This is a genomic window from Methylobacterium sp. W2, assembly GCF_020662345.1.
Lineage (GTDB): Bacteria > Pseudomonadota > Alphaproteobacteria > Rhizobiales > Beijerinckiaceae > Methylobacterium.
In genome coordinates this window covers 49192-68040 of record NZ_VMOA01000015.1, presented here as the reverse complement: position 1 = coordinate 68040, position 18849 = coordinate 49192, and the positions used below count along the sequence as shown (strand labels likewise).

General features: G+C 67.5%; 21 protein-coding genes. 5 read left to right on the top strand and 16 right to left on the bottom strand.

Annotation, left to right across the window (positions count from 1 at the left end):
• Nucleotides 1-37: 37 nt before the first annotated feature.
• Both FPV16_RS10740 and FPV16_RS10735 read left to right on the top strand, forming a co-directional pair.
• Nucleotides 38-1336, top strand: coding sequence for an SDR family oxidoreductase (locus tag FPV16_RS10740; RefSeq protein WP_227438189.1), 1299 nt, complete (start codon nt 38-40; stop codon nt 1334-1336).
• Between the two features lie 5 nt (nt 1337-1341).
• Nucleotides 1342-1821, top strand: coding sequence for a DUF2269 family protein (locus tag FPV16_RS10735; protein WP_227438188.1), 480 nt, complete (start codon nt 1342-1344; stop codon nt 1819-1821).
• Nucleotides 1822-1828: 7 nt separating this feature from the next.
• On the opposite strand, the gene dxr is transcribed toward FPV16_RS10735, so the two are convergent.
• The 15 genes from dxr to FPV16_RS10660 form a co-directional block, all read right to left on the bottom strand.
• Nucleotides 1829-2998, bottom strand: a complete 1170-nt coding sequence (gene dxr, locus FPV16_RS10730; protein WP_227438187.1) for a 1-deoxy-D-xylulose-5-phosphate reductoisomerase — start codon at nt 2996-2998, stop codon at nt 1829-1831.
• A gap of 13 nt (nt 2999-3011) precedes the next feature.
• Nucleotides 3012-3878, bottom strand: a complete 867-nt coding sequence (locus FPV16_RS10725; RefSeq protein WP_227438223.1) for a phosphatidate cytidylyltransferase — start codon at nt 3876-3878, stop codon at nt 3012-3014.
• Nucleotides 3878-4723 carry an isoprenyl transferase gene (locus FPV16_RS10720; RefSeq protein ID WP_227438186.1) on the bottom strand — a complete coding sequence of 282 codons (846 nt, stop codon included), beginning with the start codon at nt 4721-4723 and terminating at the stop codon, nt 3878-3880. Before FPV16_RS10720 ends, FPV16_RS10725 begins: the two co-directional genes overlap by 1 nt.
• A gap of 49 nt (nt 4724-4772) precedes the next feature.
• Nucleotides 4773-5336, bottom strand: coding sequence for a ribosome recycling factor (gene frr, locus FPV16_RS10715; protein WP_227438185.1), 564 nt, complete (start codon nt 5334-5336; stop codon nt 4773-4775).
• Nucleotides 5337-5487: 151 nt separating this feature from the next.
• Nucleotides 5488-5973: a BLUF domain-containing protein gene (locus FPV16_RS10710; RefSeq protein ID WP_227438184.1), complete on the bottom strand. Its 486-nt coding sequence runs from the start codon at nt 5971-5973 to the stop codon at nt 5488-5490.
• Between the two features lie 161 nt (nt 5974-6134).
• Nucleotides 6135-6857 carry a UMP kinase gene (gene pyrH / locus FPV16_RS10705; protein WP_227438183.1) on the bottom strand — a complete coding sequence of 241 codons (723 nt, stop codon included), beginning with the start codon at nt 6855-6857 and terminating at the stop codon, nt 6135-6137.
• Nucleotides 6858-7100: 243 nt separating this feature from the next.
• Nucleotides 7101-8024 carry a translation elongation factor Ts gene (gene tsf / locus FPV16_RS10700; RefSeq protein ID WP_227438182.1) on the bottom strand — a complete coding sequence of 308 codons (924 nt, stop codon included), beginning with the start codon at nt 8022-8024 and terminating at the stop codon, nt 7101-7103.
• Between the two features lie 122 nt (nt 8025-8146).
• Nucleotides 8147-9211, bottom strand: a complete 1065-nt coding sequence (locus tag FPV16_RS10695; RefSeq protein ID WP_227438181.1) for a 30S ribosomal protein S2 — start codon at nt 9209-9211, stop codon at nt 8147-8149.
• 190 nt (nt 9212-9401) lie between these two features.
• On the bottom strand, nt 9402-10151 hold the full coding sequence (locus tag FPV16_RS10690; RefSeq protein WP_227438180.1) for a pseudouridine synthase: 750 nt from the start codon (nt 10149-10151) through the stop codon (nt 9402-9404).
• A 10-nt stretch (nt 10152-10161) separates the two neighbouring features.
• Nucleotides 10162-11085 (bottom strand): class I SAM-dependent methyltransferase, encoded by a 924-nt coding sequence (locus FPV16_RS10685; RefSeq protein ID WP_227438179.1) that lies wholly within the window; start codon nt 11083-11085, stop codon nt 10162-10164.
• A 359-nt stretch (nt 11086-11444) separates the two neighbouring features.
• Nucleotides 11445-12431, bottom strand: a complete 987-nt coding sequence (gene era, locus FPV16_RS10680) for a GTPase Era (RefSeq protein ID WP_227438178.1) — start codon at nt 12429-12431, stop codon at nt 11445-11447.
• On the bottom strand, nt 12424-13236 hold the full coding sequence (gene rnc, locus FPV16_RS10675; protein WP_227438177.1) for a ribonuclease III: 813 nt from the start codon (nt 13234-13236) through the stop codon (nt 12424-12426). Before rnc ends, era begins: the two co-directional genes overlap by 8 nt.
• Nucleotides 13237-13247: 11 nt before the next feature.
• Nucleotides 13248-14048 (bottom strand): signal peptidase I, encoded by an 801-nt coding sequence (gene lepB, locus FPV16_RS10670; RefSeq protein WP_027172155.1) that lies wholly within the window; start codon nt 14046-14048, stop codon nt 13248-13250.
• 61 nt (nt 14049-14109) lie between these two features.
• Nucleotides 14110-14577, bottom strand: a complete 468-nt coding sequence (gene acpS / locus FPV16_RS10665; protein WP_227438176.1) for a holo-ACP synthase — start codon at nt 14575-14577, stop codon at nt 14110-14112.
• Nucleotides 14574-15341, bottom strand: a complete 768-nt coding sequence (locus FPV16_RS10660) for a pyridoxine 5'-phosphate synthase (protein WP_227438222.1) — start codon at nt 15339-15341, stop codon at nt 14574-14576. Before FPV16_RS10660 ends, acpS begins: the two co-directional genes overlap by 4 nt.
• 115 nt (nt 15342-15456) lie before the next feature.
• Here FPV16_RS10660 and FPV16_RS10655 point away from each other — a divergent pair, with 115 nt between their 5' ends.
• The 3 genes from FPV16_RS10655 (at nt 15457) to FPV16_RS10645 (ending at nt 16940) form a co-directional block, all read left to right on the top strand.
• Entirely contained in the window at nt 15457-15831 is a 375-nt protein-coding gene (locus FPV16_RS10655) for a PH domain-containing protein (protein WP_227438175.1), read from the top strand.
• Between the two features lie 83 nt (nt 15832-15914).
• Nucleotides 15915-16178: a PepSY domain-containing protein gene (locus tag FPV16_RS10650; protein WP_227438174.1), complete on the top strand. Its 264-nt coding sequence runs from the start codon at nt 15915-15917 to the stop codon at nt 16176-16178.
• 96 nt (nt 16179-16274) lie between these two features.
• Complete coding sequence (locus FPV16_RS10645) at nt 16275-16940, top strand: MgtC/SapB family protein (protein WP_227438173.1); 666 nt, start codon at nt 16275-16277, stop codon at nt 16938-16940.
• A gap of 4 nt (nt 16941-16944) precedes the next feature.
• Here the strand turns inward: FPV16_RS10645 and FPV16_RS10640 are convergent, their stop codons facing one another.
• On the bottom strand, nt 16945-18723 hold the full coding sequence (locus tag FPV16_RS10640) for a methanol/ethanol family PQQ-dependent dehydrogenase (protein ID WP_227438172.1): 1779 nt from the start codon (nt 18721-18723) through the stop codon (nt 16945-16947).
• Between the last annotated feature and the right edge of the window lie 126 nt (nt 18724-18849).

Here is an 18849-nt window from a genome sequence, read left to right as displayed (position 1 = left end):
GGCCCGAGACGCGACCGGAGCGGCAGGTCACCGAGAGATGCGAATCCTGGTTTTGGGAGGCTACGGCCTCATCGGCTCGGCGGTGGTCCGCCGCTGCCTCGCCGCCGGGCATGCGGTGACGGGCCTGGGACGGGACGTCCGGTCAGCGCGACACCGTCATCCCGATGCCGACTGGATCGAACGCGATATCGCGAGGCTCGCCGAGCCGGCGGATTGGACCATGGTCCTGACCGGGTTCGACGCCGTGGTGAACTGCTCGGGCGCCCTGCAGGACGGCCCGCGCGACGATGTCCGCGCCGTTCAGGCGGTCGCCATGCGCGCCCTGTTCGCCTGCTGCCAGCAAGTAGGCATCCGGCGAATCGTCCAGATCTCGGCCGTGGGAGCCTCGCCCGATGCCCCCAGCGAATTCATGCGCAGTAAGGCCGGGGCTGACGCGGCCCTGGCCGCTCTCGATCTCGACTGGGTGATCCTGAGGCCCGGCCTCGTCCTCGCGCCCGTTTCCTACGGCGCCACCGGCCTGATCCGCGGGTTGGCGTCACTTCCGGTGGCCTTCGTAGGCATGCCCTCTCTCCGGCCGATTCAGACCGTCCATGTGGAGGATGTGGCGCGGGCGGTCCTCCTCGCGGTGGAGGGAGGGATCGCCGCGCGGGCGCATTACGACCTCGTCGAACAGCAAGGGCACACCCTGCCGGACATCGTGGCGGCCTACCGCGCCTGGCTCGGGCGCCCCCCGGCCCTGCTCGCGCTGCCGGTCCCATCCGGGTTCCTGCGGGTCGGTTTCCGTATGGGCGATCTCGTCGGCCGCCTCGGCTGGCGGACTCCGATCCGCACCACGGCTCTGATCCAGATCGAGACCGGCATCGGTGGAGACCCGTCCGCCTGGGAGCGGGTCGCGGGCTCGCCGCTCTCTTCCCTGTCGGAGAACCTTCGGCGCATGCCATCCGGGGTGCAGGAACGCTGGTTCGGGCGGCTCTGGCTCCTGAAGCCGGCGATCCTCGCGACGCTCTCGCTGTTCTGGCTGCTCTCGGGGCTGATCGCCCTGACGCATCTCGACGCCGCCATGGCGGCGATGACCGCCCACGGTATCGATGTGGTGACGGCGCGGGTCACGGTGCTCGCCGGCATCCTCGTCGACCTGGCGTTGGGGGCCGCGATCCTGGTGAGGCGCACCATGCCGCTCGCCGCCCTCGGCATGGCGGCGATGACGGGGATCTACCTCTTCTTCGGCTCCGCCATCGCCGCCGGCCTCTGGCTCGATCCCCTCGGCGCCTATCTCAAGACCCTGCCCGGGGCGATGCTGGCCCTCGTAGCCTACGCGCTGGCCGACGAGCGTTGACCCCAATGGAGCATGTCGACCTCCTGCGCTGGCTGCACGTCATCGGTGCGACGATCCTGCTCGGCACCGGGACCGGCATCGCCTTCTTCATGACGATGGCGCATCGCACGGGACGGCCCGACCTGATCGCCCATGTGGCGGGGACGGTGGTCGTCGCCGACGCACTCTTCACGGCGACAGCCGCCGTCATCCAACCACTGACGGGCTGGCTCCTGGCACGCGCGGTGGGCTGGCCCCTGTCCGAGGGATGGATCGCCCTGTCGCTCGCCCTCTACGTGGTCATCGGCCTGTTCTGGCTACCCGTCGTCAGGATCCAGATGACCTTGCGCGATCTCGCCGGGGCTGCGGCGGCATCGGGGATGCCCCTGCCGCCGCGCTATCACAGGCTGTACCGGATCTGGTTCGCCTGCGGTTTTCCCGCCTTCGCCGCCATACTCGGCATCGTCTGGCTGATGACGGCGAAACCGCGCTTCGCGTTGTTCTGACGGACGCTCAGGCAGCCGATGGGAGCGCCTTGGCACTCCAGGCGCGGACATGGGCGTCGATGGCCAAAGCCTCGTCCACATCGGCGGGGGCATTTCGGTACTCGGCCGCGAAATGCTCGCAGGCCCGCTCCACCAGTTCGGCGATGCCGTAGAAGCCGATCTCGCCCCGGATGAAGGCGGCCACGGCGATCTCGTTGGCGGCGTTCATCACCGTCGGTGCGGCGCCTCCCTCCGCGAGCGCGGCGCGGGCGATGCGCAGACAGGGGAAGCGCGCCTCGTCCGCCGCCTCGAAGGTGAGGCTGCCGACGGAGGCGAGATCGAGGGAACGTCCCCGCTCGATGGTCAGGCGGTCGCCGAGGCCGAGGCAATGGGCGATGGGGACGCGCATGTCCGGCATGGCGAGACCGGCCGTGACGGCGCCGTCGCGCCAGGTGATGAGGCCGTGCACGATCGATTGCGGATGCACGATCACGTCGAGGCGCTCGGCCTCGATGGCGAACAGGTGATGCGCCTCGATGAGTTCGAGGCCCTTGTTCATAAGCGACGCCGAATCGATGTTGATCTTCATCCCCATCGACCAGGTCGGATGCGCCGCGGCCTCGGTGGGCGAGGCGGCCGCGATGCGTTCCCGCGTCCAGGTGCGGAACGGGCCGCCGGAGGCGGTGATGGTCATCTTGGTCACGTCCGAGACCCGGCCGTCGCCGAGAGCCTGCGCCAGGGCGTTGTGCTCGGAATCGACGGGCAGCAGCGTCGCCTTGAACCGCGCGGCGTCGCGCATGAAGGCGTCGCCGGCGCAGACGAGGCTCTCCTTGTTGGCGAGCGCCACGGTGCGGCCGAGGCGCAGGGCCGCATGGGTCGGGCGCAGACCCGCCGCGCCGCTCACCGCCGCCATGACGATGTCGGCGTCACGAGCGACCGCTTCGAGGACGGCGCCCTCCCCCGCCCCGTTGGCGATGCCGGTGCCGGACAGCGCCTCGCGCAGGGCCGACCCCTGGCTCTCGTCGGCGAGCGCCGCGAAATCGGCCCCGATCTCGCGGGCGAGCTTGGCGAGGGCCACGACGTCGCGACCGCCCACGAGGGCGCCGATCCGGAACCGCTCCGGGTGCTGCGCGAGCAGATCCGTTGTGGAACGACCGATGGACCCGGTGGCGCCGAGAATGGTGACGGTATGGGTCAACGGATCGATTCCTTCAGACCACGGCGTAGCGGTGGGCGATGAGATAGAGGCCGGCGAGGACGGCCACGGCGAAGAAGCCGTCGAGGCGGTCCATGACACCGCCATGGCCCGGGATCGAGCGGCCCGAATCCTTCACGCCGTAATGTCGTTTCAGCGCCGATTCGGCGAGATCGCCGGCCTGGCTCAGGATGGAGGCGGCGGCGGCGGTGAGCGCGACTACGGCGAGGGGGGCGTCGGCGAGACTGCTCCACCCCTGCGAGCGCGCGGCCATCGCCAGCAGGGTGCCGGCGGCGATGCCCGCCGCGAGGCCGCCGAGGGAGCCCGACCACGTCTTCTTGGGGCTCACCGACGGCATCAGCTTCGGCCCGCCGAAGGTGCGTCCGGTGATGTAGGCGACGATGTCGGTGGACCAGACCACGGCGAACATCCAGGCCGGGCCGAAGATGCCGATGGCGGGGTCGTCGCGCAGGGCCGGGGGAACCAGGACCAGCACGGCGGCGCTGAGGAAACCGATGACGACGCGACCCCGCCCGCCGGAATCCCGCACGGTGACGAGGAGCGCCACGAGGGCGGCTATGGTGACCGCGAGCCAGATCGGCAGCGACGCATCCAGACGCAGGCAGAGGGCGAGGCCGGCCAACCCCAGGCCCGTGAGCGCCACGGTGAGCCTGAGCGGCGCGATCCGGCTGATCGTGATCCATTCGCCCGCGAAGACGATGCCGGCGATGAGCCAGATGGCTGCGAAGGCCCAGCCGCCAAGGAACAGCGTGGTGAGCACGATGGTCGCCAGCACGATGGCCGACGCGGTCCGAAGCTGGAACTCGCGGCCGCCGAGGGGGCCACGCCTCGGCGCGGATGCCGCGTCGCCGGGCGACACCATCACCCGGCCTTGCCGCTGAGGCCGCCGAAGCGGCGGTCGCGGCGATGGTACTCGTCGATGGCCGCATGGAAGCAGGCGTGATCGAAATCCGGCCAGAATTCCGGCACGATGACGTATTCGGCGTAGGCCGTCTGCCATGTGAGGAAGTTCGACAGGCGTTGCTCACCGGAGGTGCGGATGACGAGGTCGGGATCAGGAATGCCGGTGGTATCGAGGGCCTGGGCGATGGCTTCGAGGCCGATTTCGGCGGGGCTCATCCGCCCGTCGGCCACGGCCTGGGCCAGGGTCCGCACCGCCCGCAGGATTTCCTGGCGCCCGCCGTAATTGAAGGCGATGATCAGGGTGAGACCGGTATTGCCGCGGGTCCGCGCCTCGGCCTCATCGAGTAATGCGGCGATATCGGCGCTCAAGCCCTCGCGGGCGCCGATGATCTTGACGCGCACGTTGTTGCCGTGAAGCTCGGCGAGGTCGCGCCGCACGAACAGCTTCAGCAGGCCCATGAGATCGGCGATCTCGGCCGGCGGCCGGCGCCAGTTCTCGGAAGAGAAGCTGTAGATCGTCAGATAGGAGACGCCGAGGTCGATGGCGGAGCGGACCGCGCGGCGGACGGCCTCGACGCCGCGGCGATGCCCCTCGACCCGCGGCAGACCGCGGCGCGCGGCCCAGCGGCCGTTGCCATCCATGATGATGGCCACATGGGCGGGCGTCGCCGGACGGGTAGCGGGAGACGAGCCGGACCCCGACGGCGCGGCATCGCGCGAGGCGAGGCCGACCGTGGCGGCGGCCGCATCCCTATCCCCGGCCGCAGATACCTCGATCTGACGCGCGCCCTCTGAGCGACCCAACGCGCTTCTCCCCGTCCGTGATTCCGTCGATTCCATACCCGTCCGAAACTTAGACCTGCATGATTTCCTTTTCCTTCGTGGCGAGAACGCCATCGATCTCGGCGATGTGCTGGTCGGTCACCTTCTGCACCTCGGTGGCCTGACGCTTCTCGTCGTCTTCGCTGATGGCGCTGTCCTTCTCGAGCTTCTTGAGATGGTCGAGCGCATCGCGGCGGACGTGGCGGACCGCGACGCGGGCCTCCTCGGTGTATTTATGGGCGACCTTGACCATTTCCTTGCGGCGCTGCTCGTTCATCTCCGGCACGCGCAGGCGGATGGTCTGGCCTTCGGTCTGAGGGTTCAGCCCGAGATCGGATTCACGGATGGCCTTTTCCACGGCGGCGACCATGCTCCGGTCCCAGACCGAGATCGACAGGAGGCGCGGCTCGGGCACGCTCACCGTGGCGACCTGGGCCATCGGCATCGACGACCCGTAGGCATCGACGTTGATCGGATCGAGAATGCTCGGGGTGGCGCGTCCTGTGCGCAGGGAGCCGAGATCCTTCGACAAGGCGCTCACGGCGCCCTGCATCCGGCGCTTGATATCGTTCAGGTCGAACTCTGGGGTCGCCATACTGTGTGTCCCGACGAAATTGGGGAGAAAGGGCGTGGGGCCGCCGGGGCCCGTGCGTGCGGCCTCAATGAACCAAAATCCGACAGGTCGCAAATGGCGTTCGCAGCCGCGGCGGATCAAATCGCCGGTGCGAGCCGGGTTCGGGATCGGACTATCGCGCGACCGGCTTGATCGCCACGATCCCCGGCTGGCCGGAGCGCTGGACGAAATGGCTCGCATCGAGCTCCGTGAACGCCCGGAGCAGGGCGATGATGGCCGCCGCCGACATCTCCGTGGGGTCGAACTTCGCAGTGGGACCGTATTGGAGATAGAGGGCGTTGAGGACCTCCGAACGGCCGGCATAGCCCACCGTCCATCCCCCCAACGAACGCTGCTGCACCGGGGCGGCCGAGACGAGGACCATCCCGCTGTGACGGCTGTCCGCTGCCAGATTCCAGAGCTGCTCCGAGATCGTCGATGACTCGCCCTCCATGGCCTGGAGGAAGAAATCCTCGTTGAACACGAGGGCTCCGGTCATGCCCGACGCACGATCGTAGCGACTGCAGGAGGCTAGGATGTCCCTGACCATGTCGCGCATCGAACCGCCCGTCAGCTTCACGAGATTCCGGCTATAGAAAACGATCTGCGACAGGGGCATCGACTATGCTCGGTAGCCGCTTCGGGCGAGCGGCAGGCGTTCCCTTTCACAGGACGAACTAAAATCCTCAAGAAACCCTGATGGCGAATGCAAGCGATCGACTGAAAGACCGCCGCGCATCAACTCGGCACAGCCAGGCCGATACTTGAGATGAGGTGCCGTCAGGGCACGACATGCGTCGAAGGGGCGTTCCCGGTGAGGATCGCGGTCACCGAACTCGGAGCGTGGACCGAGCCAACCACGATGGAGATGCGGCTCTCGCGGGCCAGGGCGAAGGCGGCGGTATCCATAATCTTCAGATCGCGGGCGATGGCATCGTCATGGGTCAGGCGATCGTAGCGCACCGCCGACGGGTCCTTCTTCGGATCGGCTGAATAGACCCCGTCCACCTGCGTCGCCTTGAGCACGGCTCCGCAGCGCAGTTCGGCCGCGCGCAGGACGGCGGCGGTGTCGGTGGTGAAATACGGGTTGCCGGTGCCGCCGGCGAGGACGACCACCTGGCCCTTGTCGAGATGGTGCAGGGCCGGCTGGCGCGCATAAGTCTCGCAGATCGTCGGCATCGACACGGCGGACATGGTGCGGGCGGGCACGCCGGCGGCATTGAGCGCCGTCTCCAGGGCGAGGGAGTTCATCACGGTGGCGATCATGCCCAGCGAATCGCCGGTGGCGCGGTCGATCCAGCCCGCCGACGAGATGCGCGCGCCCCGGATCATGTTGCCGCCCCCGACCACCAGGGCGACCTGGAAGCCGGCCTCCAGGGTCTTGGCGATATCGTCCGCCAGGGCCGCCAGGAGCGGGGGATGCAGCCAGTACCCGTCGGGGGCGGCCAGAGCCTCGCCCGACAGCTTCACGAGCACGCGGCGAAACGGTTTGGTCTGCGGCATGGCGCCAGTCCCCTCGAGCACCGGCGCAAGGCCGAACGATTCAATCGGAAGCGCCCGCTGTCTATCGCAAGGCGGTCGCGAAGGTCGAGGGGCAGGACGGTCTTAGCTGTCATCCTGTCGGGTGCATTCCGGTCCTGTGGAGAGACGAGGCACGATTGTCGTCCGGGAAACGCAGAACGGGCGGCGGCATCGCTGCCACCGCCCGTTCCACGAGATGAGTATCGATCCAGCTGGAAGACGGCGTCAGCCGCGCGCGGCAGCCGCGACTTCTGTGGCGAAGTCGGGCGCCTCTTCCTTCTCGATGCCCTCGCCGAGGGCGTAGCGCACGAAGGCGGTGAGCTTAACCGGCGCGCCGGCCTTGCCCTCGGCTTCCTTCAGCACCTGCGTGATCGTCTTCGAGCCGTCATGGACGAAGGGCTGCTCCAGGAGGGTGACCTCCTTGTAGTAGCTCTTCAGGCCGCTCTCGACGATCTTGGCGAGGACGTGGTCCGGCTTGCCGGCGTTCTTCTCGCGCAGGATGTTGCTCTCGCGCTCGAGCACGGCCTGATCGACGCCGGCCGCGTCCAGGGCCACCGGGTTGGTGGCCGCGACGTGCATGGCGATCTGACGGCCGAGGGTGGAGAGGACGTCCACGTCGCCCTCCGATTCGAGAGCCACCAGCACGCCGATCTTGCCGAGGCCGTCGGCGACCTGGGCATGGACGTAGGACGCGATCACGCCCTTGGTCACGTCGAGCTTGGCGACGCGGCGCAGGGTCATGTTCTCGCCGATGGTGGCGATGAGGCTCGACAGCGTCTCCTTGATCGTCGTGGAGCCGCCGGGGAAGTGCGCGGCCTCAAGGCCTTCCAGCGAGCCGTCGGTGTCGAGGGCAAGCTTGGCGGCCTCGCGGGCGAAGCCCTGGAAGCTGTCGTTGCGGGCGACGAAGTCGGTCTCGGAATTCACCTCGACGATGGCGGCGTGATGGCCCGACGATTCGACGGCCACGAGGCCCTCGGCGGCGACGCGCCCGGCCTTCTTGGCGGCCTTGGCGAGGCCCTTCTTGCGCAGCCAGTCGACCGCGGCTTCGATGTCGCCGTCCGTCTCGTTGAGTGCGCCCTTGCAGTCCATCATGCCCGCGCCGGTCTTTTCGCGGAGCTCTTTCACCAATGCGGCGGTGATGTTGGCCATGGCGAGTCCTTTCTTCGGGTCTGTCTCAAATGATAAAGGAGCCCGACGCTAGGGGGAGCGCCGGGCTTCGTGGATGGGTTCGACGTCTGCGGCGGCATCCCGTTGCCGGGATGCCTGTGCGATCAGGCGGCGGCAGCTGCCTCGGCGAAGCCACGGGCCTGATCGACCCAGCCGTCGCGGCTGATGCGGCCGTTGAGCTTCAGGTCGGCATCGACCTTGGCGACTTCCGCGTCGGTCATCGCGGCGATCTGCCAGTAATGGTACACGCCGGCATCGTTGAGCTTCTGCACGATCTGCGGACCGGCGCCGTGGAGCTTGGACAGGTCGTCCGGAGCGCCGCGGGGAGCGGAGAGCAGTTCGAAATGCTCGGTGGACTCGACGAGGGCGGCCACGTCGGCCGGATCGAGAGCACCGGACTCCACCGAGAGGGCGGCCTCTTCCTGGGGGAGCTCTTCGGCGACGGGGGCCTCGGAGGCGCCGAGATCGACGCCGCTGGAGCCCTGGCCACGCGAGATACCGTCGATGGCGGCGCGGGCGATGAGGTCGCAATAGAGCGAGATCGCGCGGCCGGCATCGTCGTTGGCCGGGACGACGTAGGTGATGCCGTCAGGGTTGCAGTTGGTGTCGACGATGGCCGCCACCGGGATCCCGAGGCGCTGGGCCTCCTTGATCGCGAGCTGCTCCTTGTTGGTGTCGATCACGAACAGCAGGTCGGGCACGCCGCCCATGTCCTTGATGCCGCCCAGCGCCTTCTCGAGCTTGTCCTTTTCACGGGACAGCATCAGGCGCTCCTTCTTGGTGAGGCCCTGGCCACCACCTTCGAGGGTCTCGTCGACCTTGCGCAGACGGGCGATCGAGCCCGAGATGGTCTTCCAGTTGGTCAGCATGCCGCCGAGCCAGCGGGAGTTGACGTAGTACTGGGCCGAGCGCTTGGCGGCCTCAGCGATCGTGTCGGCGGCCTGACGCTTGGTGCCGACGAACAGCACGCGGCCGCCCTTGGCGACGGTGTCGCTCACGGCCTGCAGGGCCTGGTGAAGGGCCGGCACGGTCTGGGCCAGATCGATGATGTGGATGTTGTTGCGGGTACCGAAGATGTAGGTCTGCATCTTCGGGTTCCAGCGGTGGGACTGGTGTCCGAAATGGGCGCCCGCTTCGAGGAGCTGACGCATCGTGAAATCAACGGCCATGATCTTGTTTCTCTTCCGGTTGATGCCGCCGCGGAGGAAGCGAACGCCCCTCGAAAGGAACGATCACCGGAAACGCCTCATTCAGGCATGAGGCCGGCTCCGCGTGTGGAATGGGCGGGGCCTTAGCAGAGGATATCCGCCGAGGCAAGACGATGGGAGTTCAGTCGCGCTCGCGGCGCTGGTCAATCGATCAGGCTAGCGAGGGCGCGCCCAGGACGGCACGAATGTCGTCCTCGGTGAGGATGCGATACGCGCCGGCTTCGAGGTCGTCCGGCAGGGTCAGGCCGCCGATCCGGTCGCGATGCAGGGCGGTGACGTGATTGCCGAGGGCCGCGAACATGCGGCGGACCTGATGGTAGCGTCCCTCATGCAGGGTCACGACCACGTGGGTCTCGTCCTCGACCTCCATCTCCACCGGAAGGAGTGGCTTGTCCTCTCCGTCGAGCAGCATCGAGCCGCTGCCCAGCACCATGACCTCGTCGCCCTTAAGCGGACGGTCGAGCGCCACGCGGTAGCGCTTGGCCACGTTCGATTTCGGGGCGATCACCTTGTGCAGGAGAGCCCCGTCATCGGTGAGCAGCAGGAGGCCGGAGGTCTCCTTGTCGAGACGGCCGATGGTGGACAGGGCCGGATCTCGCCGGCGCCAGCGCTCCGGCAGCAGGCCGTAGACCAGGGGACCGACCTCCTTGTGGGAGCAGGTCACGCCCAGCGGCTTATGCATCATCAAAGCGAGGCCGGGCGGCGGATCGAGGGGATCGCCATCGACGACCATGCGCCCGGACAGGTCGGGCGTCACGGCGATGCGCTGGTTGGCGTCGCGCAGCGGCGCCCCGTCGAGCACGATGAGATCGGCCTTGGCGAGAAGGCCGATCTCCCGGCGCGAACCGTAACCGAGATTCGCCAGCAGGCGATCGAGCCTGAGGCTCGGACTCTTGCTCACAGAGCCGCGCTCATTTGCGGGCTTCGTAGATCTTGTAGCCGCCGGCCGAGGCCTTCAGCGTAACGGCCTTGAAGGCGGCTTTCAGGGGCGCCTCGTAGGGCAGGTGCGTGTTGGCAGTGAGCCAGAGCGTGCCGCCGGGCCTCAACGTCTCGGCGGCGCGGCGGATGAAGACCTCGCCGAGAAAACGATCCTCGGTCCCGCCGTCGTGGAAGGGCGGGTTCATCACCACGAAGTCGAGACGCTCCAGGGTGACATCGGTGGAGCGGATATCGGCCCAGCGGATGTCGGCGCGGGGATCGCCCACGTTGCGGCGGGCCATCTCCACGGCGCGTCGGTCGATGTCGATCAGGGTCAGCGCGGTGACGCCCTGCGAGGCGAGGACGGCACGGGCGAGAACCCCGATCCCGCAGCCGAAATCGGCGCCCCGGCCGGACAGGGCCGGCAGGTTGGCCAGGAGCAGCGCCGTGCCCGGATCGAGCCGGTCCCAGGAGAAGACGCCGGGCTGCGTGCACAGAGCGAGGTTGTCGATGTGGCGGGGGGCGCCTTCCTGGATCACCTCGTCGAGGTCGATGATCGCGGCGGGCCGGGCGACGTCGCAGATCCTGTGATGCCGCTTGGCCGTCTCGGCCGGCTCGCAGCCGAATTCCTTCAACTCGCGACCGAGGCGGGCGCCGCCCTTGTCCTTCGGCGCGAGCGCGCGCAGGCGACCGCCCGGACGCAGGGCGCGCAGAGAGAGAGACAGGGCGTAGCGCCGCTCGATCGTCCCCGCCGGGGCCAGCATGGTCACGCTCTCGAGGCTGCCTTCGGCAATGTCCTCGAGCCGGACCGATCCGGGGATCAGCGGCGAGAGTTGAGCCGCCCCTGCGGACACGTCGGCGAGTTCGGCGGGAGGTGAACCATAGACGGCATCCGGGACGGAGGGAGAAGGCATCATTGACGGATCCGGCGCGACAGCACGCGCGCCTCGAGAGTCGGGCGTTGAGAGGAAGATAGAGGGTTCCGCGACTCGGAACCGAATGCGGCTTCGCGATTGGTAGCCGGCGATGGCCTCGTTGGAAAGGTTATCTTCGCCGCATCCGCTAAATTCGCAAAATCGAGCGAATCGGTTGGCAACAGCCTGTCAAGTCATTGCCAAGCTCTTCTGTACGGAATCGTTCAAAGCAAGCCGTTCACTTGCACCCACGCTTCGAGAACCACGCCCTTCCGCAAGACGATACTGTGATTTATGCGGCAGCGCAGCACGAGATGCGCATCGGTTACCTCGAATCATGCCGTGCCACATCGGGCCTGCCGTCATCCGCGTGGAAATTCGAGTCCCATTTCGCGATAGCGCGCCGGGTCGTCGGCCCAGTTTTCGCGCACCTTGACGTGCAGGAACAGGTGGACGGGTTGATCGGCCGCCTCGGCGATCTCGCGCCGCGCCGCCTGCCCGATCGCCTTGATGGTCTGTCCGCCCTTGCCGAGAACGATGGAACGCTGGCTCTCGCGCTCCACGAAGATCGTCTGCTCGATCCGGACCGAACCATCGGTCTTGGCCACCCACTGGTCGGTCTCTACGGTGGAGCGGTAGGGCAGTTCCTCGTGGAGCCGGTCGTAGAGCTTTTCGCGGGTGATCTCCGCGGCGAGCATGCGCAGGGGCGCGTCGGAGACCTGGTCCTCCGGGTAGAGCCAGGGGCCGGGCTGCATCATCCCGGCCAGGGTCTTCCGCAGCGTATCGATGCCGTCGCCGTTGAGGGCGGAGATCATGAAGGTATGGGCGAAGGCGATGCGCTCGTTGAGCGAGGCGGCGAGGGCCAGCAGACGGTCACGCGGGATCAGGTCGATCTTGTTGAGGATCAGGGCCTTGGGGCGGCGCACCTCGGGCAGGCGGGCGAGGATCGCCTCGACCTCCTCGGTCACACCCTTACGCGCATCGACCAGCAGGCAGATCGCGTCGGCATCGGCAGCGCCGCTCCAGGCGGAATGCACCATCGCCCGGTCGAGGCGGCGCTTGGGCGCGAAGATGCCGGGCGTGTCCACCAGGATGATCTGGGCGCTGCCCTCCATGACGATGCCGCGCACCAGCGCCCGCGTGGTCTGGACCTTGCGCGAGACGATGGAGACCTTGGTCCCCACGAGACTGTTGAGCAGAGTCGACTTGCCGGCATTGGGCACGCCGATCAGGGCGACGAACCCGGCACTCGAATCCGCCGGAATGACCGGCAGCGGCTTGATCTCGGGCAGCGCGGCCTGAGGGGGCAGATTGTCCTCGTCGTCGAAATCGTTGTGGTCGTCAGGCATCGGAGTCGCTTTCTTCACCGACGTCCGCCGACGTCTCCATTCCATTGAGGGGGGTCGTGCCAGCCTGCTGACTCACACCGTGAACCTCGCGGTCGAGGACGAGGCGGGCGGCCTCCTGCTCGGCGAGGCGTTTCGAAGGACCGGTGCCGTATCCGGGCTCCAGGCCCTCCACACGCGCGGCGATCCGGAAGACGGGGGCATGGTCCGGGCCGGACCGCTCCACCACGTCGTAGACCGGGATCGGCAGGGCGCGGCCCATCGCCCACTCCTGAAGAGCGGATTTCGCGTCGCGTCCGCGCGGCGCCGCCGTGTCGGTGCCGGGCGCGAAAGCGGTCAGGACGATGGCCTTCGCCGCCTCGTATCCGGCATCGAGGAAGACCGCGCCGAGGATCGATTCGCAGGCATCGGCCAGGATCGTCTGGTTGCGGCGGCCGCCGCTCTGGACTTCGCCCGGGCCCAAGGCGAGATGCGGTCCCACATCCCAGGCCGTCGCCACCGAGGCGCAGGTCTCCCGGCGCACGAGCCCGGCGAGACGCCGCGACAGGTCGCCCTCATCGGCCTGGGGGAACGCTTCGTAGAGCAGATCGGCGATGGCGAGGCCGAGCACGCGGTCGCCGAGGAATTCGAGGCGCTGGTAGCTTCCCACCCGTCCGCCGCCGCCGGCCTTGCTGACATGGGTCAGGGCCAGGGACAGGAGGGCCCGGTCGGCGAAGACATGGCCGATCCGCTCCTCGAGCACGTTCAGGCCGGGCTTCGGTCGCGGTGCGCGACGCGCCCGGCTGGAAGGACGCGCCTCCTCACCCACGATCGATCGTCCTAATGGATGCTGCTGAAGATGCGGCCCCACCGCACCTTCGTCGGCCATTGCCAAATCTGCCAGGCGGGCGTGCCTTCGTCGATGGAGAAGAAGATCATTTCGGCGCGGCCGACGAAATTCTCGAACGGGACGAAGCCGACATTGGCGAGATCGCGCGAATCCGTGGAATTGTCGCGGTTGTCGCCCATCATGAAGTAACGGCCGGGCGGCACAAGATAGGGTTCGGTATTGTCCCAGTAGCCGTTGTCGCCCTCGCGCTCGATCACCTGATGCACCACGCCGTTGGGCAGGGTCTCGGTGTATTGCTCGACCTTCGTCTCCTCGCCGTACGGACCGGTGGTCTCGTAAGGCGCGATGCGCTCGCGCTTCACCGCCACGTCGTTGATGTAGAGGATGCCGGCCTTCATCTGGATCTTGTCACCGGGCAGGCCGATGACGCGCTTGATGTAGTCGGTGGCATTGTCCTTCGGCAGCTTGAACACCGCGATGTCGCCGCGCTTCGGCTCCGCCGCCCAGATCCGGCCATCGGCCTTGAACGGCAGGTACTCGCTCAGGGGCAGAGAGTACTTCGAATATCCGTAGGAATACTTGGACACGAACAGATAGTCGCCCACCAGCAGCGTCGGCACCAGCGATCCGGACGGGATGTTGAAGGGCTGGAAGAGCAGCGTGCGCACCACGAGGGCGATCAGCAGCGCCTGGACGCCGACCTTGACCGTCTCCTTGATGCTCGCCCAGGCGCCAGTATCGGCCGCCCTCAGGTCTCGCTTCGTCTGGTGATCCACGCGCGCTCGTTCCATTCTGTCTGCAATCTCCGGCTCGACGCGCGAACCCGATCGACTGTCGGTGATGACCGGCGGTCTAGACCATGCGGTCGGGGGCCGCAACGCGAGCGGTCGCCGGCTCAGCATGCGCGGTCGGGAGGGGCAAGGAGGAGGGCACGGCTTCGATGATCACGAATGCTTGCGCCATGGGCGGATCGTCGGTGAGCGTCACGTGGATCTTCGCAGCATGCCCGGCGGGAATCATCGCCCGCAGGCGCTCCGCGGCGCCCCCGGTGAGACGCAGGGTCGGTGCCCCGCCCGGCAGACTCACCACCTCCATGTCGCGCCAGAACACGCCGTGGCTCATACCGGTGCCAAGGGCCTTGGCGCAGGCCTCCTTGGCGGCGAACCGCCTGGCATAGGAGGGCGCGCGGGCGGCGCGACCCTCCGATTTCGCGCGCTCGCCATCGGTATAGATCCGGTGGGTGAAGCGCTCGCCGTAACGCTCCAGGGACCGTTCGATCCGGCGGATGTCGCAGAGATCGGAGCCGATGCCGACGATCATACCGCAATCCCCGTCCGGGCCCGGTCCATGGCGGCACGCATGTCGCGGATCGCCTGGCCGAGCCCGTGGAAGATGGCCTCGCCAATGAGAGAATGGCCGATATTGAGCTCGGCGAGCTGCGGCAGGGCCGCCACCGGCCCGACGCTGTCGAGGGCGAGACCGTGGCCGGCATGGACTTCGAGGCCGATCCGCGAGCCGTAATCGGCGGCCCGCGCGATGCGGGCGAGTTCATGCGCCACCCGCACGCCATTGCCCTCCGCGACGGCCTCGCAATAGCTCCCGGTATGCAGTTCGACCACGGGTGCTTTGAGACGGAGAGCCGCGTCCATCACCGCCTCGTCGGGCTCGACGAAGAGCGAAACGCGAATACCGGCGGCGGACAAGGCCGCGATCCGGGGGGCGAGATGCGCCGCCTGCCCGACGATGTCGAGGCCACCCTCGGTGGTGCGCTCCTCGCGCTTCTCCGGCACGAGGCAGGAGGCGTGCGGCCGCAGGCGGGTGGCGATCCCCACCATCTCGTCGGTGGCCGCCATCTCGAAATTGAGCGGCACGGAGAGCCGCGCCATCAGCGCCTCGATATCGGCATCGCGGATGTGCCGGCGGTCCTCGCGCAGATGCGCCGTGATGCCGTCCGCCCCGGCCTCCACGGCGAGCAGGGCGGCGGCGACGGGATCGGGATGGAGTCCGCCGCGGGCATTACGCACGGTGGCGACGTGGTCGATATTCACCCCGAGGCGCAGGGGAACGGGGGGTGTGGCGGACATCATGCGGCTCCGGACGGCAGGCGAGTCCCACGAAAAAGAACGACCGGCAGAGGATGTGCCGGGCCGGCTCGTCCCTAAATAGGGGTAAGGCGACATTTTCGGGATAGGCCGCGCAATGGGAATTCTCGACGGCCTGTTCGGCCATGGCAGCGACCTTTCTCCGCAGGAGGTGCATGAAGCGCTCGGCGGTGTTCTCACCCAGGGCGAAGCGGTGCAGGTCGCCTTCCGGGTGATCCGCGATCTCATCGTCTTCACCGACCGGCGGCTGATCCTGGTGGACAAGCAGGGCATGACCGGGCGCAAGGTCGCCTACATGACTGTGCCCTACCGAGCGATCACCTGTTTCTCGGTGGAGACGGCGGGCAGTTTCGACTTCGATTCGGAACTGGCGATCTGGGTCTCAGGCCGGCCCGAGCCGATCAGGAAGACGCTCAAGCGCGGCGCCGACATCCTCGGTATCCAGCAAGCGATCGCCGCCTCGCTGAGGTGAGTCTTCTCCGGAACCGGAAAACCCGAGGCGATGTTTGCCCGTAGACGGCAAAAAAGCCAGCACAAGAAACCTCGGAGGAACCCATGAAGACCCTGAAACCCGCGCTTCTCGCCCTGCTCCTCACCGCAGGATCCTCCGGCATCGCGCTTGCCGACAAGCCCGGCGCGGACTGGATGCCGGCCGAGCAGGTCAAGCAGAAGCTGATGGAGGCAGGCTATACCGACATCACCGAGTTCGAGGCGGATGACGGCCATTGGGAGGGCGAAGGCATGAAAAACGGCGTGAAGATGGAATTCCACGCCGATCCGAAGACCGGCGCGATCCTTTCCGAGAAGCCCGACAAGTAGGCCCGACGACCGGCAAATAGACCCGACGACAGGATTGTCGCGGTCGTGATCTCTGCCTAGGACCGAGCGACTTAGGTCGAAGCGGGTGGGCGGCGAGTGATCGGCAATCTCGATATCCTGGGCCGCCTCCTGCTCGCGGCGCTGCTTGGCAGTGCCGTGGGCTTCGAGCGGGAGCGTCTCGCCTGGGCGGCGGGGATGCGGACGCACATGCTCGTCTGCGTCGGCTCCTGCCTGATCGTTATCGTCTCGGCCTTCGGCTTTTCGGACATTCTCGGTACGCCCAACGTCTCGCTCGACCCGTCGCGCATGGCGGCGCAGGTGGTGTCCGGCATCGGCTTTCTCGGTGCCGGTACGATCATGCTGCGCGGGGAGATGGTGAAGGGCCTCACCACGGCGGCGGGATTGTGGGCCGTGGCCGCCATCGGCCTGGCTGCGGGAACGGGCCTCTACGTGGCGGCGATTGCGACCACCGCCATCGTCCTGCTGATCCTGGCGGGGATGAAACCGCTCGAGGCGCGCTATCGCGAGCGCGCGCAGACCCGCACCCTCACCATCACGGCCAGGCGCGGCACGATCACCATCGAAGTCCTGCGCGGCCTGTCCGGCTCGTATGCCTCCCGTCTCCTCCAGTTCGTCGCGCAGCCGACGGCGGAGGACGGGATCGATACGATCGACGTGTCCTACGTCCACATCCCGGAGAAGAGCTTCGACGAGATCGTGGCCGCGCTCCGCGCCCGCGACGGCGTAACGAGCGTCTCCTAAGGCTTCAGTGCCGCAATTCGGGAAGGGCAAAGACCGTGAGTTGCCCTCCGAGCGCGGTGTAGCGCGACAGGCCGGCATAGCCGCCCACCGCGCCGGCCCCGTCCGCCGGATCCGTGAGGCCGGCGGCCAGGCCAATTCCCGCCCAGCCGCCGACACCCGAGAGCACGGCTACGTATTGCCTGCCGCTATGGAGGTAGGTCGTCACGTTGCCGATGATGCCCGACGGGGTCTTGAACCGGTACAGTTCGCGGCCCGTCCGCGCATCGACAGCCTTCAGGTAACCTTCGAGCGTGCCGTAGAAAACCACGTCCCCGGCGGTGGCGAGGGCGCCGGACCAGACCGAGAACGGCTCGGTGTTCGACCAGACGACCCTCCCGGCGACACCGTCCCAGGCGATGAACCGCCCCGTCTCGGGACCGTCCTCGGTCGGTTGCAGGGTCACGGTGGCGCCCACGAAGGGGATGCCAGGCGTGTAGGTGACGTGGAACGGCTCGTAGCTCATGCAGATATGGTTGGTCGGCACGTAGAACAGCCGGGTGATCGGCGAATACGCCGCCGGTTGCTCGTTCTTGGCGCCGATGGCACCGGGACAGATGCCGGTGGTGGTCTCGTCCTCTCCCGTCCTGTCGGGCGAACGGCGCGGATCGACCAAGGGTCGCCCGTAACGGCCCGAGCTTTTGTCCACGTCGATCCCGGTGGCCCAGTTCACCGCCGGATCGAATTTTTCCGCCACCAACAGTTCGCCGGTGCTCCGGTCCAAGGTGTAACCGAAACCGTTACGGTCGAAATGCGTGAGAAGCGGACGGACCGTCCCCTGAACCGTCTGATCCGTGAGGATCATCTCGTTGACGCCGTCGTAGTCCCATTCGTCGTGCGGGGTCATCTGGTAGACCCAGCGCATCATGCCGGTATCCGGGTTGCGGGCAACGATCGCCGTCGTCCACTTGTTGTCGCCGGGGCGTTGCTTCGGATTCCAGGTCGAGGGGTTGGCAGTCCCGTAATAGATGAGGTCGAGTTCGGGATCGTAGGAGTACCAGCCCCAGGTCGCCCCGCCGCCTGTCTTCCACTGGTCGCCCTCCCAGCTCGCGAGGGACGAATTCTCACCGATGGGCCGGCCGAGCGAGGTGGTCTTCTGCGGATCGACGATCATGTCCGCGTCCGGCCCCGTCGAATAGCCGCGCCAGAGCCGTGTCCCGGTCCGGGCATCGTAGGCGGTGATATGGCCGCGGGCTCCGTACTCGGCCCCCGAGATACCGACGATGATCTTGTCCTTCACCGGCATTACGGTGGCGGTGTTGGTCTCGCCGACCGCCGGATCGCCGTTCTTGACCGACCAGTTCACCCGGCCGGACTTAGCATCGAGGGAAACCAGGGTGGTATCGGCCTGGTGCAGGATGATGGCGCCGTCGGCATAAGCCAGACCACGGTTGACCGTGTCGCAGCACATCACCGGGATGACCGACGGGTCCTGCTTGGGCTCGTACTTCCAGACGATCACGCCGTCCTTGTCGAGGTCGAGGGCGTAGACGATGTTCGGGAAGGGAGTGTGGACGTACATTATGCTGCCGACGACGAGGGGGGCGCCCTCGTGGCCGCGCAGGATACCCGTCGAGAACGTCCAGGCCACCTGCAGCTGCTTCACGTTGCCGGCGTTGATCTGGTCGAGCTTCGAATAGCGCGTGTTGGCGTAATCCACCGTCTGGAGCACCGGCTCGTCGGCGGAGGCCGGGCCGAATGCGGACAGACAGAACAGGAGGGCGGCGACTCGGTTCCTGCCTCGCATCGGCGATCCTCCAACGTGGCGTGCGCGGGTTTGGAGGCCCCTCTAGCATCGGAAGCGGATCGGTTCGCGGGCTTCCTTGTCGCCGGGATCGCGGCGATCATTCGTGCCGTCATCCTTGCCATCCCG